This window comes from Aeromonas allosaccharophila, from assembly GCF_000819685.1.
GTDB lineage: Bacteria > Pseudomonadota > Gammaproteobacteria > Enterobacterales > Aeromonadaceae > Aeromonas > Aeromonas allosaccharophila.
The window spans coordinates 96818-111055 of record NZ_CDBR01000013.1 but is presented as its reverse complement, the minus strand read 5'-3'; the positions used below and the strand labels follow the sequence as shown (position 1 = coordinate 111055).

Sequence of the window (14238 nt, the reverse complement as noted above, 5' to 3'; positions counted from 1 at the left end):
ACACCATACAAACCAGCACGATCTGCCAATGAGAAAAACGATTGCCGGATATGCGACCAGCAGGGGGAAATTCACCGTGTTCATCATGACAACAGGCCCTCGTCGGGCCTTGTGATGGGGGTTCAGCGCGCGCTCGACCAGCAGCTACGCAATCCCTCTTCATCCAGAAATGACCAGGCGAGGATCCGGCTCACCTTATTACCCTGCGCCATGTCGATCACCCGCACCTGACGGGCTCCCACCCGGCTCAGCGCCTTTTTCGCCCCCGGCAGGTTCTCTTTTTTCGACACCAGCGAGCTGAACCAGAGGCACTGGCTGGCAAACTCCTTGCTCTGGGCGATCATGTTGGCCAGAAACGCTGCCTCGCCTCCTTCGCACCAGAGTTCAGCCTTCTGACCGCCGAAGTTGAGCACGGGCGCCCCTGTCACCTCCTTGCCCAGATTGCGCAGCTTGCGCTCCGTCCCCTTGCTCGCCTCCTCCAGCGATGCATGGAACGGCGGATTGCACAGCGTCAGGGCAAAGCGCTCCTTCGGCCCTATGATGCCGCGAAACACATGGTTGGGGTTGCCCTGCAGGCGGCACTCAATCTGATTGCCGAGCCCGTTGCTCCTGGCCAGCAGGGTGGCCGCCTTGACCGAGACCGGATCGATATCCGATCCGACAAAACGCCAGCCATATTCGCGAGCACCCAGCAGCGGATAGATGCAGTTTGCCCCCACTCCGATATCCAGCACCCTCACCCCCTTGCCGGTAGGGAGCTGGCCTGCGCTCTCGGCCAACAGGTCGGCCGCCCAGTGCAGGTAATCCACCCGTCCCGGGATGGGCGGACAGAGGTAACCGGCGGGCAAGTCCCAGTGGGCAATCCCGTAGTGATGGGCCAGCAGGGCGCGGTTGAGGGTCTTCACTGCATCGGGATTGGCAAAATCGATGGTGCGGGTGCCGTAGTCATTGATAAAGACGTGGGCAGCCAACTCGGGAGTTCGCAGGCAGAGCGCCGCAAAGTCGTAACCCGCCTGATGGCGATTACGGGAGTGAAGTCCGGATTTGCGGTCGCCCGACTTGGGGCCACCGGCTAATGGGGTGCGGGGTTTCATGCTGAGCCTGCCGAAGAAAACGGGCCCACACTATAGTGATTTGACTCGGGAAAGTCTAAACGACGGCAATAAAAAACCGGGCTATCGAGCCCGGTTCAAGTGAGGTTGGAAAAACAGTCCGTACTGCGAGCCGTTTGTCCAGCCTGACTCAGATATCGATCCGGCGAGCTTGCCAGAACTTGCTGCGCCAGTATTGGCTGTCCAGCTTGGAGCGCGTCACACCGGCGCGAGTCGAGGCGTGGATGAATTCGCCATTGCCGACATAGATACCAACGTGGTTGAGACGACGATTGATTTTGAAGAAGACCAGATCGCCTTCGACCAGATCCTGCTTGGAAACGCGCGTCCCTTCGTGGACTTGGGAGCGGGTATCACGGGGTAATTCGACACCGACGGCATTGCGGAACACTTCACGGGCAAAGGCGGAACAATCGATACCGCGCTGGCTACTGCCACCCATCCGGTACGGAACACCACGCCACTCTTTATATACTGTCAGGATTTCATTCACATCGGGTGTCAGGGAAGCTTCCGGTTCGATTACAGGTTCAACCATGGAAACTTCGATCTTGCTCGCGACCTCGGGTTGGGGTGCCGAGGCACAACCCACCATTCCGAGCGCGACCAGCAGTAGCATCAGGTGGCGCAATCCTTTATCCCCGCTAAATAGTAAATCTTGTTAAAATACGGCCCCAAAGGGCAATTTATAAGGCAACAGCACCCGACTATATCCAAGAATTCTATCGAGGCAAGTGAAAATCCCTATCGAGCTCACATTTCTGCAAGTAAATGCACGATTTTTCATAATTAATGTGATCATGCCCAAACAATATACAATCGCAAAAAGGGCCTTGGGTCTCATAGATAACTGGCTTTTATCCCTGCTTCAGCACCTTTTTAAAGTGAAAAATCATGATCGAAACCGATCTTTTTTTGTTAAAACCGGCCAGGGTATGCCAGGAACTGCTCGCTCAATTGCCTGAAGGGCTGTCAACCGATGAGCAGCATATCTGGCAAACCATGACCCATCCTGAACGGCGTCAGGAATATCTGGTGAGCCGCGCCCTACTGCGCCAGCTGTTGGCCGAGCGGCTGCAGCAACCCGCCGCCAGCCTGCAATTTTGCAACGGCCCCCACGGCAAGCCCCGGCTGCATGATGATGCCTGGCATTTCAATCTGAGCCACAGTGGCAGCTGGCTGGTGTTGGCGCTCTGCCCGCAGGGGCCGCTTGGGGTGGATATCGAACTGGGCAAACGGCGGCATCATCCCCTCCCCTTGGCCCGCCGATTTTATGCACAGAGTGAATATGAGTGGATCTGCACACTGCCCGCTCAAGAGCAGGAGAGCGCCTTCTACCGGCTCTGGTCGCGCAAGGAGGCTGTACTGAAGGCCCACGGCGGCGGCATAGCCGCCGGGCTCGAGAAGGTGTGCTTCGTTCCGGAGCAAGGGTGGCGACTCGACAACCGGCTCGATGACATCTCTTATCAGGTACAGGATTGGCCCTTTGCCAGCGGCTGGCTCAGTCTCGCGGCAGCGGCAACCCCCGTGACGTTTTACCGGCTGGATGAGCGCTTGAATTGCCAGTCGCTCAACCCCATGTTACTCAACACCCTTTCTGAAGAGTCCAACTCATGATCGTCGACATTACTCCCCAGAATTTTCACGCTGAACTTATCGATGCGTCCATGAAGAAGCCGGTCGTCATCTATTTCCATGCTCCGCAGATGCCGGAGTGTCAGGGGATGACACCGCTGATCGAATCACTGGTTGGGCCCGCCAATGAGCAGGTCACCCTGGCCATGGTGGATATGAACGATCCCCAGTTGCAGCCGCTGGCCAGCCAGCTCGGTCTGCGCGCCCTGCCCGCGCTGGTGCTGTTCCATCAGGGTCGCCCTGACGAACAGGCGATCATCGAAGGGCCGCAGGATGAAGCCACCCTGCGCCAGTATTTCGCCGCCTTCGCCCCCAAAGAGGAGGAAGAACTGCTGGCCAAGGGGCAACAGGCACTGGCTGACGAGCAGCCCAGCATCGCCTATGCCCATCTGACCAAGGCACACCAACTGGCCCCTGAACGTCACGACATCAGCCTGTGGCTGATCCAGGCCGCGCTCGACCTCAATCTGCTGGAGGAAGCGCAGGAGCGCCTCGGCACCATCCCGATGGTGGCGCAGGATAGTCACTTCCATACCCTCAGCTCACGGCTGGCGCTGGCCCTGCAAGCGGCAGACAGCCCGGAGCTGCGCGCGCTGGAAGCCCGCCATGCAGAACAACCCGATGATTTTGCCCTGACTCAGGAGCTGGCGGTGCAATACAACCAGGCTGGCCGTCAGGAAGAGGCGTTGGGACTGCTGCTGGAGATCCTCAAGCGGGATTTGGCATTCGGCGATGCCAGAAAAACCTATCTCGATATTCTGGCGACCATGGGCAGCACGCCGGCGGCGCAGAGCTACCGTCGTAAACTCTATAGTCTGCTCTACTGATCAGCGTCGAATTGGCTGCTAATGATGGGGGAGTGCCGGGAGACCGGCATGACCTCATGGGTCAAGTGCGAAGAGCGTGCAGTGGGGATATAGAAGCGGTGAATTTCAGGCAAAAAAAAATGGCGCATAACTGCGCCATTTTTTTCGCATGGATTACTTCTTGTAAGAAGTAGCCATGTTGTCGATGCGCTGGTTAGCACGCATAGCTTCTTGCTTGGCTTCGGCAACATCAGCAGCGATTTTGGACTGATCAGCACGAACTGCGCTAACATCTTGAGCCAGTTGGTCAACTTTGTTAGACAGATTCTGAACGGAAGTTTCCAGTTCGCTGGTGTTTGCACAACCGCCCAGCAGAGCGGACAGACCAACAACACCTACCAACAACAATTTTTTCATTTTTAAAGCTCCCTTGAACTCGCCAGACGTTTAGCAAGCGGCGTGATTATGGCACAAAAAAATCATACTTTGCATAGTCCCCACCACAGATAAATGCATTAAAACCCTCATTTTTTTTGAATGAACAGTTTTTGTCCAGATTCGTCTAAAAAATGAGTGCCGCGTGGTGAGGGCGCGGACAAAGGTTAACCAAATTTTTGCCTTATTACAATTTCGTATGAGGCTCAGGCACTCTGTTCTGACAACAATTGACGATATTGCACCAGATCCTCGATGGTCAGCACCGGCATCCGGTGCTGCCGACCAAACGCAACCAGGTCAGGCAGACGTGCCATAGAGCCATCTTCTTTGGTCAATTCACACAACACACCAAACGGTTTGAGGCCAGCGAGCTGCATCAGATCGACGGTCGCTTCGGTATGACCACGACGGGTAAGCACCCCACCGGTTCGCGCCCGCAGCGGGAACACATGACCCGGGCGATGCAGATCGCCCGGTTTGGCGCCGTCGGCGATGGCCGCTCGGATGGTGGTGATGCGATCAGCCGCCGAGATACCAGTCGTAACACCCTGCGCCGCTTCGATGGTCACGGTGAAGGCGGTCTGGTAGTGGCTGGAGTTGGCTTCCACCATCATTGGCAGTTCGAGCTGGCGAACCCGCTCGTCGGGCAGGCAGAGGCAGACGATGCCGGAACACTCGCGGATCATCAGCGCCATCTGTTCATTGGTCATGGATTCGGCAGCGAAAATGAGGTCGCCCTCGTTCTCCCGATCTTCATCGTCGGCCACCAGCACGCCGCCTCCGGCACGCAAGGCAGACAGGGCCGCTTCGACACGGGCAACGGGATCACCGAATTCACTGAGTAGAGACTGATTCATGGTAAAACTCCTAAACAAGACAAGGACCAGAATCAGGGCATGGAAAGGCAGACAGAGAGGAGCATGCAGCGGCCAGCCCATAAGGGCCTACGCGGCAATGTCTGTCTTATCCTCTTTCATCCGGACTATGACCGTCGGCTCCGGCATCTCACCGGATCTGCTGACCCCGACCCGGCAATCAGCCGGGTCGGGCGCTCGCGGGCTCCCCGAGTCAATCGGGATACCGCCGGTGGGGAATTGCACCCCGCCCTGAGAATAAGCGCAGACAGCCTAAAGAAAAACGGTTGCAGATACCAGCCAAAATCCCCCGCTGGCTGAAAAGCGTTTCAACATTGCGCCCGGGATCGCGCTCTGCGGCCCGCTCGCCAGCGCGAGAGGCCGTGACTGGCGAATTTCTTTATGGCGCGGATCGGTTTATGGCATAGTGCCTGAAACCAAAAACAGTGCCCGAAACAAAAAACAGAGCCCGAAAAAGAGCCTGAACAACGCTGCCTGCGCAGACAGCAGCGCCAACACCACAAACGGAAAATGACAGAGATGGAAAAGAAAATACTGCTCACGGATTGCCCGGATGCCAAAGGGCTCATCGCCAAGATCACCAACATCTGCTACAAGCATCAGCTCAACATCATCAAGAACGATGAGTTTGTGGATCATGAGAATGGCCGCTTCTTTATGCGGACCGAGCTGGAGGGCCGCTTCAATGACGAGACCCTGCTGGCGGATCTGGACGATGCCCTGCCCACCGGGGCCCAGCGTCGTCTGGTCAAGGCGGGCAAGAAGCGTATCGTCATTCTGGTCACCAAGGAGACCCACTGCCTCGGCGACATTCTGATGAAGAACTACGCGGGCGCGCTGGATATGGATATCGTCGCGGTGATCGGCAACTACGACACCCTGGCCGAGCTCACCGGCAAGTTCAATATTCCGTTCCACACCGTCAGCCACGATGAACTGAGCCGGACCGAACATGAAGAGCAGGTACGCGCCATCATCGACAGCTATGAGCCTGACTATGTGATCCTGGCCAAGTACATGCGGGTGCTGACCCCGAGCTTCGTCGAGGCCTATCCGCGCAAGATCCTCAACATCCACCACTCCTTCCTGCCCGCCTTCATCGGTGCCCGCCCCTACCGGCAGGCGTTCGATCGCGGGGTCAAGCTGATCGGCGCCACCGCCCACTTCGTGACCGACGATCTGGATGAGGGCCCCATCGTCGAACAGGACGTGATCCACGTCGGTCACGCCTTCAGTGCGGACGACATGGCCAAAGCAGGCCGGGATGTGGAGAAATCGGTGCTGAGCCGCGCGCTGGAGCTGGTGCTGAACGAGCGGGTGTTCGTCTATGGCAACAAGACGGTGGTCTTCAAGTAATTCGCCCACACGGCACGCATGAGAAGGCCAGAAACAACAACGGCTCCCGCGGGAGCCGTTGTTGTTTCTACGCCAAATATCAGAGCGGCAGATCGTTCACCGTCACGGCGCCCTTCTCCAGCTTCAACTCGGAAGTCAGAGCTTGCTTGTCGGCCTTCAGATAACCCATCAGGGTCAGCTGATCGAGCATGGGGGCCAGTTGCGGCACCGCCTTGCCCAGCTTGTCGCTGAGGTTGGCATGCAGCACGCCGCTGAGGGCCTGCATCCCCGCTTCGCTGTTGAACAGTTGCTCCAGCGAGGTGGAGGCCAGCTTCACATCCCCCTTCATGGTCACCGCCTCCCCGTTGAGCTTGGCGCTTAAATCGGCCAGCTCCAGGGTCGCGCCACGTTTAAGCATTTTATCCAGCGCCTGCTGGATGGCGGCATCTTCAACCCCCTTGCCACCGGCGGCCTGCAACCCCTGGTACCCTTCCAGATCCAGACCGTTGAGGTTGAGCGCCAGCTTGCTGTCGGTGACCGCCAGGGTATCGGTCTCGTTCTCCAGATCCAGCTTGGCAATCTTCATCTGATAGCTGCTGGAGAGGGTCTGGGCATCATCGCCGGTCAGCTGGGTCTCGGTAGTCATCCCCTGCAGGGCAACCTTGACGCGGTCAGGCAGTTGCACCGTGAGGGCCGAGAGGGTCATCTCGCTCTGGGGCGAAAGGAGCACACCGCTGATCTCGGCAATGTCGGCGCTCCCTTTCATATCGGCCAGCACCAAGTCCATCTTGCTCTGCTCTTCATGGACCGTCATCCCCTGCCAGGCCATGGTGAGGTGGCCATTCCCCTCCAGGTTGCCGTGAAACTCGCCGGAAAGCGGCAGGAAATGGAACTCGTCCAGCCCCTGTTTGACCTTGAATTCATTGGCCCAGAAGCGGCTGCTGTTACCCTGGGTCCAGAGGCTGGTGACCGACTCCAGACCGAGTTCCCACTGCTCCATGCCCAGTGCGGTAAAGACCGGCGCCATAGTGCCATTATGGGTATCGAGCAGGAGGTGGCTCTTGATATAGAGCGGCAGGATCCGGCTCTTGACCACCAGTTGCAGCTCGATGGGCTGACTGCCCTCCAGTTCACTGTCGATGGTAGCCAGCTCCTCCGGCGTCACCACGATCTTCAGGATCCCGTCCCGGGTGAAGAGGTTGCTGCTGCCCGGCTGCCACTGCATATCGATGCCGGTCTCTTGCTCTACCTTGGCAATCTGCTCCGCCATGATGTTGTCAAAGCTGTTGCCCGTGTACCAGCACGCCGCCAGACCACCACCTACCAGTGCCGCACCCACGGCGAGGGCCACTATCTTTTTCATATATCCATGTGTCTCCAGGGAGTTGTCATTGCACTCTAGGGGCGTACTCGGGGCGAGGCAAGTGCAATCAGATGGCGCCCCAACATTCTTGCGATTCGCCACAACATCACAGCAAGGGACTGAAGAGATAGAAGATGTTCTCCATCGCCTTCTTGTACCAGGGGCGTGCCTGCCATTTGGCTAGCGTCATCGGGGTGGCTTCCGCCATATAGCCCTGTACCAACCGGGTCATCTGGGCCACGAACGAGGGGTTGTCCACCAGCAGGGTCACCTCGAAGTTGAGCCAGAGGCTGCGCCGGTCCAGATTGACCGTCCCCACCAGGGCAAAGTCGTCATCCACCAGCACGCTCTTGGTATGGAGCAGACCGGCATCGTAGCGGTAGATCTCCACCCCGGCCGCCAGCAGCTCCTCCATGAACGCATTGCAGGCGTAATTGGCCATGATGGAGTCATTGCGCGCCGGCAACACCAGTTGCACCTGCACGCCGCGAGCTGCCGCCGAGCTGAGTGCGGCCGCCAGCGGATCGTCTGGCACAAAGTAGGGGGTCGTCAGCACCAGATGGCTGCGCGCCTGATAGATGGCGAGCAGCAGGCTCTGCTGGATGCAGTCGCCACCGACGAAGGGGCCGGACGGAATAAGCTGGGCGCGGTAGTTGGTCTGGGGCCAGGCTTCGGGATCATGTTGCAGGCTGTCGAGCAGCCGCTCGCCGGTCTCCATCTCCCAATCCCAGACGAAGATCGACCACATCAGCGGCACCATGGGCCCCTGCACCCTGATCATGATATCGACCCACTGGCCGACCCCGGCATCTTGCTTGAAGAAACGGGGATCCACCATGTTCATGGAGCCGGTGTAACCCACCCTGTCATCGATCACCACCAGCTTGCGGTGCATCCGCAGATCCTGACGCTGGAACACAATGCGCCAGGCGCCAACCGGCAGCACCTCCACCAGTTTGACACCCGCCTTGCGCAGCTTTTTCGGCCAGTGAGAGCGGAAGAACTGTTTGCTGCCCACCGAATCGAGCAGCAAGCGACAGTCCACGCCGCGTTGCGCCACTTCGATCAGCGCCTCGCACACCTCGTCAGCATCGCCGCCCGGGTGCCAGATGTAGAACTCCAGATAGCAGGAGAGGGTCGAGCGGCGGATATCCTGCGCAATCTCGCGCAAGATCCAGTCCGGCTTGTTGAGCAGAGTCATGCGGTTGCCGGAGAGCATCGGCATGGCGAGCCGCCCCTGGATCAGATCGTGCAGCGGTTGCGCCTTGGCGCCCACTTCGCAGCAGTGCTGCGGGAACAGACGCGCAAGCTGACGGATCCAGATGGCGTAAGGACGGTACATGGCTTGGGCGCGCTCGGCGCGGCGGCGCCCCAGCTTTATCTCACCAAACAGCACATAGAAGCCCACCCCGGCAAACGGAATGGCGTAGATCAGCGCCAGCCAAGCCAGCGATACACCGATGGGACGGCGTTTCATCACCACCCGAAATGACACCCCAGTGACGATAACTGTGTGAAAAAGCAGTAGCAGCCAACCCAGAAAACGGGAAAACAGCAGTTGAAGATCATGTTCCAGACCGTTGAGCAACGGGGGCTCCTTCTCATCGACAAACAGTGCGGTGGGCAGACCCCAACCGGCCGCAATGATATGCTGTAAGGCAAATCCATTCTATCAGGTCGCACGCATGATCCTGCAATCTATGCTGCTCAGCCTGGCCATGCTAGGCCAAGGCTCATATGACATCAATGAGCAACAGATAAACCAGTACCTGCAATCGCAGGTGCAAGTCAATAAACAGCTGGAACTGCCCGGCATCATCAAGGCTCATGTGAAGCTTGAGCAGAGCGATGTCCAGATTGGTCGCCAGCGCCCCGACACGGCACGGGTCTATGGCAAGGGCAAGCTCAAAATCGCCCTGCCCGACAATACCGAATATGATGCCCGCCTGCAGATGACCTATGAGGCGAGGCCCCGCTATGACAAGGCCCAGAGCGCGCTGTTTCTCGATAACATGAAACTGGTGGAGTACAAGCTGGAGCCGGAAGCGGCCGAGAAAAAGTTCGGGCTGATGCTCAACATGCTGCTGCAGAGCATGGAGAAACGGCTCGAGACCAAGCCGGTCTACAAACTCAATGACAAGGATCCGGATCAGGCCTGGCTGAAGGAGAATCTGCTGGGGCTGGAGCTGTCACCGGGCAAGATCCACCTGTTGACCAACCCCCGCTAAACCACTCAATTCAGGAGGGGCTGGGTGGAATCCCGTACCAGCAGCTCCACCTGATAACCCTGCTGCTGCTGCCGCTCGTAGAGGGAGAAGAGCGACCCGCTCAATTGGTTGAGGGGCATATCGGCAAAACCGGCCTTGAGATAGAAGGGCTTCTCGAACGGGAGCGCCTGACAGACCACCGGTTTGTCCGCCAGACCGTGGCAAGCGTGCTGCAACAGCCGTGACCCCAGTCCCAGCGACTGGTAGTGGGGCAACAGGCGAAAGCCGCACAGATGGTAAAACTCCTCCTCGTCCCGCAACCGTACCGCCCCCACCAACCAGTGAGCATCACGCACGACAAAGATCCGCTCGGCCAGGTCCGGCACATAGTGGGAAAATGTCGTTTCGTAATAGTCCCTGATAAGGGAGAGATCGGCGTCGCAGTACTCTTCGAAGGTGAGTTCCATCGCCAGCTTGCTTGTCACAGACAAATCCTTTGGTAATCAATTATTAGTGCCAGATACGGTGAGCTAATCCGACCAGCTGACGCCAGCACGATAGCATGCCTTTCGTCAACAAAAAAGCAGACGTCATGGCGACGTTGCTGACCCGGTGGAAGAGGCCATGACCCACGGCCTGACTGCCAACGCACGGCTTCACGATGACAACCCTTTATTGCGGTGGATACTTTGATCCCGGTCACCGAATCGGGTCATTTGCCCCCTGCTCGCCGCTTGTTCTGCCCTCGTCATGATGCTTTACTCAACATGGTCATCACAGGAAGGAGTATTACGGTTGAAAGCATGGATGCTGGCAGGCCCTATGTTGTTGATCCCCCTGAGTGGATGGAGCCAGACTCCCCCGCCCGCGGAGGTGGTCTTCCTGACTGCAGCCCCCTCCCCCCTGCGTCCGGTCAATGAGGCCACGCCCGCCCCGCAACCCGAAACCGCTCAAACGGCGGCAACCGCCACTGGCGGCAACAAGCAGATCCAGGTCTATAAATCGGTGCAACAAAACGGGGTGGTACGCTACTCCGACATGGCGCCAGAACAGGGCCATTACGAGCTGCTGCTGTTCAACGACTGCTTCGCCTGCGATCCCAAATCCAATGTCAACTGGCAGACCACCGGGCTGTTTCTGTATGACTATGCCAGCACCATCAAGGCGGCCGCCAAAACCTATCAGGTTGAGCCTGCGCTGATCCGGGCGCTGATCCATGCGGAATCTGCCTTCAACCCGCTGGCGGTCTCCCGCAAAGGTGCGATGGGCCTGACCCAGCTGATGCCCGCCACGGCGCGGGAACTGGGAGTCGGCAATGCCCTGCTGGCGGAGCAGAATATCTTCGGCGGGGTGAAATATCTGGCGGGACTGCTCAAGCAGTATGACGGCAACGTGGCACTGGCGACTGCGGCCTACAACGCCGGGGCTGGCGCCGTACAAAAACATGGAGGCATCCCGCCCTATGCGGAAACTCGCGCCTATGTGGAGCGCGTCCAGCTACTCCACCTGCGCTACAAAGAGATGCTGCAGGCCAAAGGGCTGTGACGTTCGGCTCAGTTAATTCTCTGTTTTCCCCCTCCAGAAACAAAAAACACGCCCGCAGGCGTGTCGATACCACACGTTGTTTCGCCAATGATTACTTCTGCTCAGTCGCCACCAGGCGATAAGCCAGCGCACCCAGAATGGCACCGACAATCGGGGCAACCCAGAACAGCCAAAGCTGACTGACCGCCCAGTCACCGACAAACAGCGCAACGCCGGTACTGCGGGCCGGGTTGACCGAGGTATTGGTCACCGGAATGCTGACGAGGTGGATCAGGGTCAGGCACAAGCCGATGGCGATCGGGGCAAAACCGGCAGGCGCGCGGCTATCGGTGGCGCCCATGATGACGAACAGGAAGAAACCGGTCATCACCATTTCGCACACCAGTGCGGCAGTCAGGCTGTAACCACCCGGAGAGTGCTCACCGTAGCCGTTGGAGGCAAAACCGGCAGAGAGATCAAAGCCGGCCTGACCACTGGCAATCACATAAAGCACGGCAGCTGCAGCAATGCCACCCAGCACTTGCGCCACGATATAAGGCAGTACACCGGATGCCGGAAAACGACCACCCGCCCACAGACCAACGGTGACGGCCGGATTGAGGTGGCAACCGGAGATATGGCCGATAGCAAACGCCATGGTCAGCACGGTCAGACCGAAAGCCAGCGAGACCCCCAGCAGACCAATCCCGACGTGAGGAAAGGCTGCAGCCAGCACGGCACTGCCGCACCCGCCCAATACCAGCCAGAAAGTGCCCATAAACTCGGCAGCAACAGGTTTCACATTATTTCTCCCATTTGAGATAACACCGAACAGACCCGGGAAGGGCCCATGCTTGAACAAGCGCAGCATTATGGGAGTGGGTGTCCAGATTGCGAACCCGGCAGGCAAGGCTCATCGAATGTGACATTTATCACAATTCGTTGATTAGATGAGAAATCTATCATTAATGCCACTGACCGCACGTCTTATGCACAAGGGCTTCATGCGACAACTTGTGACACCGTTTCGCTCGACTGCTCATCTGTTGAACGATCAAAACGGAGAGGTGGTCAGTTCCCTACCGGTGCAAAGCGGCTGACAACCTGCCCCTGATGCTCAATCCACTCCATGAACATGGCGACAGGGCGGGCATAGACCTGACCATCCTGTTCGGATTGATAGATCACCAGCTGCTCCTGGGTTTCAGTGTGCAGGGCCAGGGCGAGCACTTGATAGTAACCCCCCTTGAAGTGGCGATAGCGGCCGGGAACGGGTGCATGCATGGGAAAACCTCGCAGGAATAGACACCGATGAGCGGATCACATAACGATGACACCGTTGGTGCCATTCAACTCATCGCAAAGGGGGACGAAGACGATTTTTTACACAAGCCAATCGTGCCACAGGATCCGGATATTGCAACACAGTCAGGCAGCTTTGTTAATTCGTTCCCCATGTTTCACTGGTGAACCTCGGTTAGCACAAACGATCATGCTAAATTTAACGTTCTAGCAACCCTGTTTTAGGGCTAAAAATCAGGGAATTCTTCTAAAAAGAGGATTGTTCTAGCATTCAATTCTGTGAAGAATAGGGGAAAAGAAATTTGATACTAAAAATCGCCTTTTTCGCCAACGCGTCCCCATGGGGAAGGAATCACAGTCACCATGTTCACTATCGACAAGTCGCACAAGCTCGACGATGTCTGCTATGACATCCGCGGCCCGGTGCATAAAGAAGCCCGCCGTCTCGAAGACGAAGGTCACCGCATTCTCAAGCTCAACATCGGCAACCCCGCCCCGTTCGGTTTCGATGCGCCGGAAGAGATCATCAAGGATGTGATCCTCAACATGCCGCTGAGCCAGGGCTACTGCGACTCCAAGGGGCTGTTTTCTGCCCGTAAAGCGGTGATGCAGTACTACCAGCAAAAAGGGATGCGCAAGGTCGATATCGACGACATCTACATCGGCAATGGCGCCAGCGAACTGATCGTGATGGCGATGCAGGCGCTGCTCAACAACGGCGACGAGATGCTGGTGCCCTCCCCCGACTACCCGCTCTGGACCGCCGCCGTCACCCTCTCCGGTGGCCATGCGGTGCACTACCGCTGCGACGAAGGGGCTGACTGGTATCCGGATCTCGATGACATCCGTGCCCGCATCACCCCGCGCACTCGCGGCCTGGTGCTGATCAACCCCAACAACCCGACCGGCGCCGTCTACGGCAGCGAGTTCCTGCTGGAGGTGATCGAGATTGCCCGCCAGCACAACCTCATCATTTTCGCCGACGAGATCTACGACAAGATCCTCTACGACGACATCTCCCACACCAGTGTCTGCACCCTGTGTGACGATGTGATGGTGGTGACCTTCAACGGCCTCTCCAAGGCCTACCGCGCCTGCGGCTTCCGTCAGGGCTGGATGGTCATCACCGGTCCCAAAGGCCGTGCCCGTGGTTACATTGAAGGGCTGGAGATGCTGGCCTCCATGCGGCTGTGTGCCAACGTGCCGATGCAGCACGCCATCCAGACCGCCCTTGGCGGCTATCAGAGCATCAACGAGCTGATCCTGCCGGGCGGTCGCCTGCGCAAGCAGCGGGACAAGGCGTGGGAGCTGCTCAACGAGATCCCCGGGGTCTCCTGCGTCAAACCCAGGGGGGCGCTCTACATGTTCCCGCGCCTCGACCCCAAGGTGTATGACATCCGCGACGACCAGAAGATGGTGTTCGACCTGCTGCAGCAGGAGAAACTGCTGCTGGTGCAGGGCACCGGCTTCAACTGGCCGGCGCCGGATCACTTCCGGCTGGTGTTCCTGCCCCGCGAAGAGGAGCTGGAGGATGCCATCGGCCGCCTCGCCCGCTTCCTCAAAGGCTACAAGCAGTAAACAAAGCCCATGAAAAAGGCTCCTTACGGAGCCTTTTTGTTATCTGTCGTTTTTCGTCCGTAC

The 14238-nt window shown here is 58.1% G+C and carries 15 protein-coding genes and 1 riboswitch; of the genes, 6 read left to right on the top strand and 9 right to left on the bottom strand.

Translation table 11 applies throughout. The annotated features are described in order from the left end of the window. Nucleotides 1–122: 122 nt before the first annotated feature. Together rlmF and BN1115_RS02835 are read right to left on the bottom strand one after the other, a co-directional pair. Nucleotides 123–1094, bottom strand: a complete 972-nt coding sequence (gene rlmF, locus BN1115_RS02840; RefSeq protein WP_042655981.1) for a 23S rRNA (adenine(1618)-N(6))-methyltransferase RlmF — start codon at nt 1092–1094, stop codon at nt 123–125. A 148-nt stretch (nt 1095–1242) separates the two neighbouring features. Continuing rightward, complete coding sequence (locus BN1115_RS02835) at nt 1243–1731, bottom strand: C40 family peptidase (protein WP_042655980.1); 489 nt, start codon at nt 1729–1731, stop codon at nt 1243–1245. A gap of 275 nt (nt 1732–2006) precedes the next feature. On the opposite strand from BN1115_RS02835, the gene BN1115_RS02830 reads away from it, so the two are divergent. Both BN1115_RS02830 and BN1115_RS02825 read left to right on the top strand, forming a co-directional pair. Beyond that, nucleotides 2007–2729, top strand: a complete 723-nt coding sequence (locus BN1115_RS02830; protein WP_042655979.1) for a 4'-phosphopantetheinyl transferase family protein — start codon at nt 2007–2009, stop codon at nt 2727–2729. Then, nucleotides 2726–3574, top strand: coding sequence for a tetratricopeptide repeat protein (locus BN1115_RS02825; protein WP_042655978.1), 849 nt, complete (start codon nt 2726–2728; stop codon nt 3572–3574). Before BN1115_RS02830 ends, BN1115_RS02825 begins: the two co-directional genes overlap by 4 nt. A gap of 153 nt (nt 3575–3727) precedes the next feature. Here BN1115_RS02825 and BN1115_RS02820 read toward each other — a convergent pair whose 3' ends face one another. Together BN1115_RS02820 and ribB are read right to left on the bottom strand one after the other, a co-directional pair. After that, complete coding sequence (locus BN1115_RS02820; protein ID WP_005334342.1) at nt 3728–3970, bottom strand: Lpp/OprI family alanine-zipper lipoprotein; 243 nt, start codon at nt 3968–3970, stop codon at nt 3728–3730. Nucleotides 3971–4194: 224 nt separating this feature from the next. Continuing rightward, the gene (gene ribB / locus BN1115_RS02815; RefSeq protein WP_042655977.1) at nt 4195–4848 is read right to left on the bottom strand and encodes a 3,4-dihydroxy-2-butanone-4-phosphate synthase; all 654 of its coding nucleotides are present in this window, start codon (nt 4846–4848) and stop codon (nt 4195–4197) included. A gap of 104 nt (nt 4849–4952) precedes the next feature. Continuing rightward, a riboswitch (FMN riboswitch) is annotated at nt 4953–5109 on the bottom strand. A gap of 276 nt (nt 5110–5385) precedes the next feature. Between ribB and purU the strand changes: the two genes are divergently transcribed. Next, nucleotides 5386–6222: a formyltetrahydrofolate deformylase gene (gene purU, locus BN1115_RS02810; protein WP_042655976.1), complete on the top strand. Its 837-nt coding sequence runs from the start codon at nt 5386–5388 to the stop codon at nt 6220–6222. 79 nt (nt 6223–6301) lie between these two features. Here the strand turns inward: purU and BN1115_RS02805 are convergent, their stop codons facing one another. Both BN1115_RS02805 and cls read right to left on the bottom strand, forming a co-directional pair. After that, a complete protein-coding gene (locus tag BN1115_RS02805; RefSeq protein WP_042655975.1) occupies nt 6302–7564 on the bottom strand; it encodes a DUF945 family protein in 1263 nt (420 codons plus the stop codon). A gap of 106 nt (nt 7565–7670) precedes the next feature. Then, nucleotides 7671–9152 (bottom strand): cardiolipin synthase, encoded by a 1482-nt coding sequence (gene cls, locus BN1115_RS02800; RefSeq protein ID WP_042057989.1) that lies wholly within the window; start codon nt 9150–9152, stop codon nt 7671–7673. 97 nt (nt 9153–9249) lie between these two features. Between cls and BN1115_RS02795 the strand changes: the two genes are divergently transcribed. Further along, nucleotides 9250–9792 carry a YceB family lipoprotein gene (locus BN1115_RS02795; RefSeq protein ID WP_042655974.1) on the top strand — a complete coding sequence of 181 codons (543 nt, stop codon included), beginning with the start codon at nt 9250–9252 and terminating at the stop codon, nt 9790–9792. Between the two features lie 5 nt (nt 9793–9797). On the opposite strand, the gene BN1115_RS02790 is transcribed toward BN1115_RS02795, so the two are convergent. After that, the gene (locus BN1115_RS02790) at nt 9798–10238 is read right to left on the bottom strand and encodes a GNAT family N-acetyltransferase (protein WP_042656005.1); all 441 of its coding nucleotides are present in this window, start codon (nt 10236–10238) and stop codon (nt 9798–9800) included. A gap of 328 nt (nt 10239–10566) precedes the next feature. Between BN1115_RS02790 and BN1115_RS02785 the strand changes: the two genes are divergently transcribed. Next, nucleotides 10567–11316 (top strand): lytic transglycosylase domain-containing protein, encoded by a 750-nt coding sequence (locus BN1115_RS02785; protein ID WP_418133319.1) that lies wholly within the window; start codon nt 10567–10569, stop codon nt 11314–11316. Between the two features lie 91 nt (nt 11317–11407). Here BN1115_RS02785 and aqpZ read toward each other — a convergent pair whose 3' ends face one another. Further along, entirely contained in the window at nt 11408–12097 is a 690-nt protein-coding gene (aqpZ, locus tag BN1115_RS02780; protein WP_042656004.1) for an aquaporin Z, read from the bottom strand. A gap of 269 nt (nt 12098–12366) precedes the next feature. Then, complete coding sequence (locus BN1115_RS02775; RefSeq protein WP_042655972.1) at nt 12367–12579, bottom strand: DUF1653 domain-containing protein; 213 nt, start codon at nt 12577–12579, stop codon at nt 12367–12369. Nucleotides 12580–12960: 381 nt separating this feature from the next. On the opposite strand from BN1115_RS02775, the gene BN1115_RS02770 reads away from it, so the two are divergent. Beyond that, nucleotides 12961–14175 carry a pyridoxal phosphate-dependent aminotransferase gene (locus BN1115_RS02770; RefSeq protein ID WP_042058000.1) on the top strand — a complete coding sequence of 405 codons (1215 nt, stop codon included), beginning with the start codon at nt 12961–12963 and terminating at the stop codon, nt 14173–14175. Nucleotides 14176–14238 lie beyond the last annotated feature (63 nt).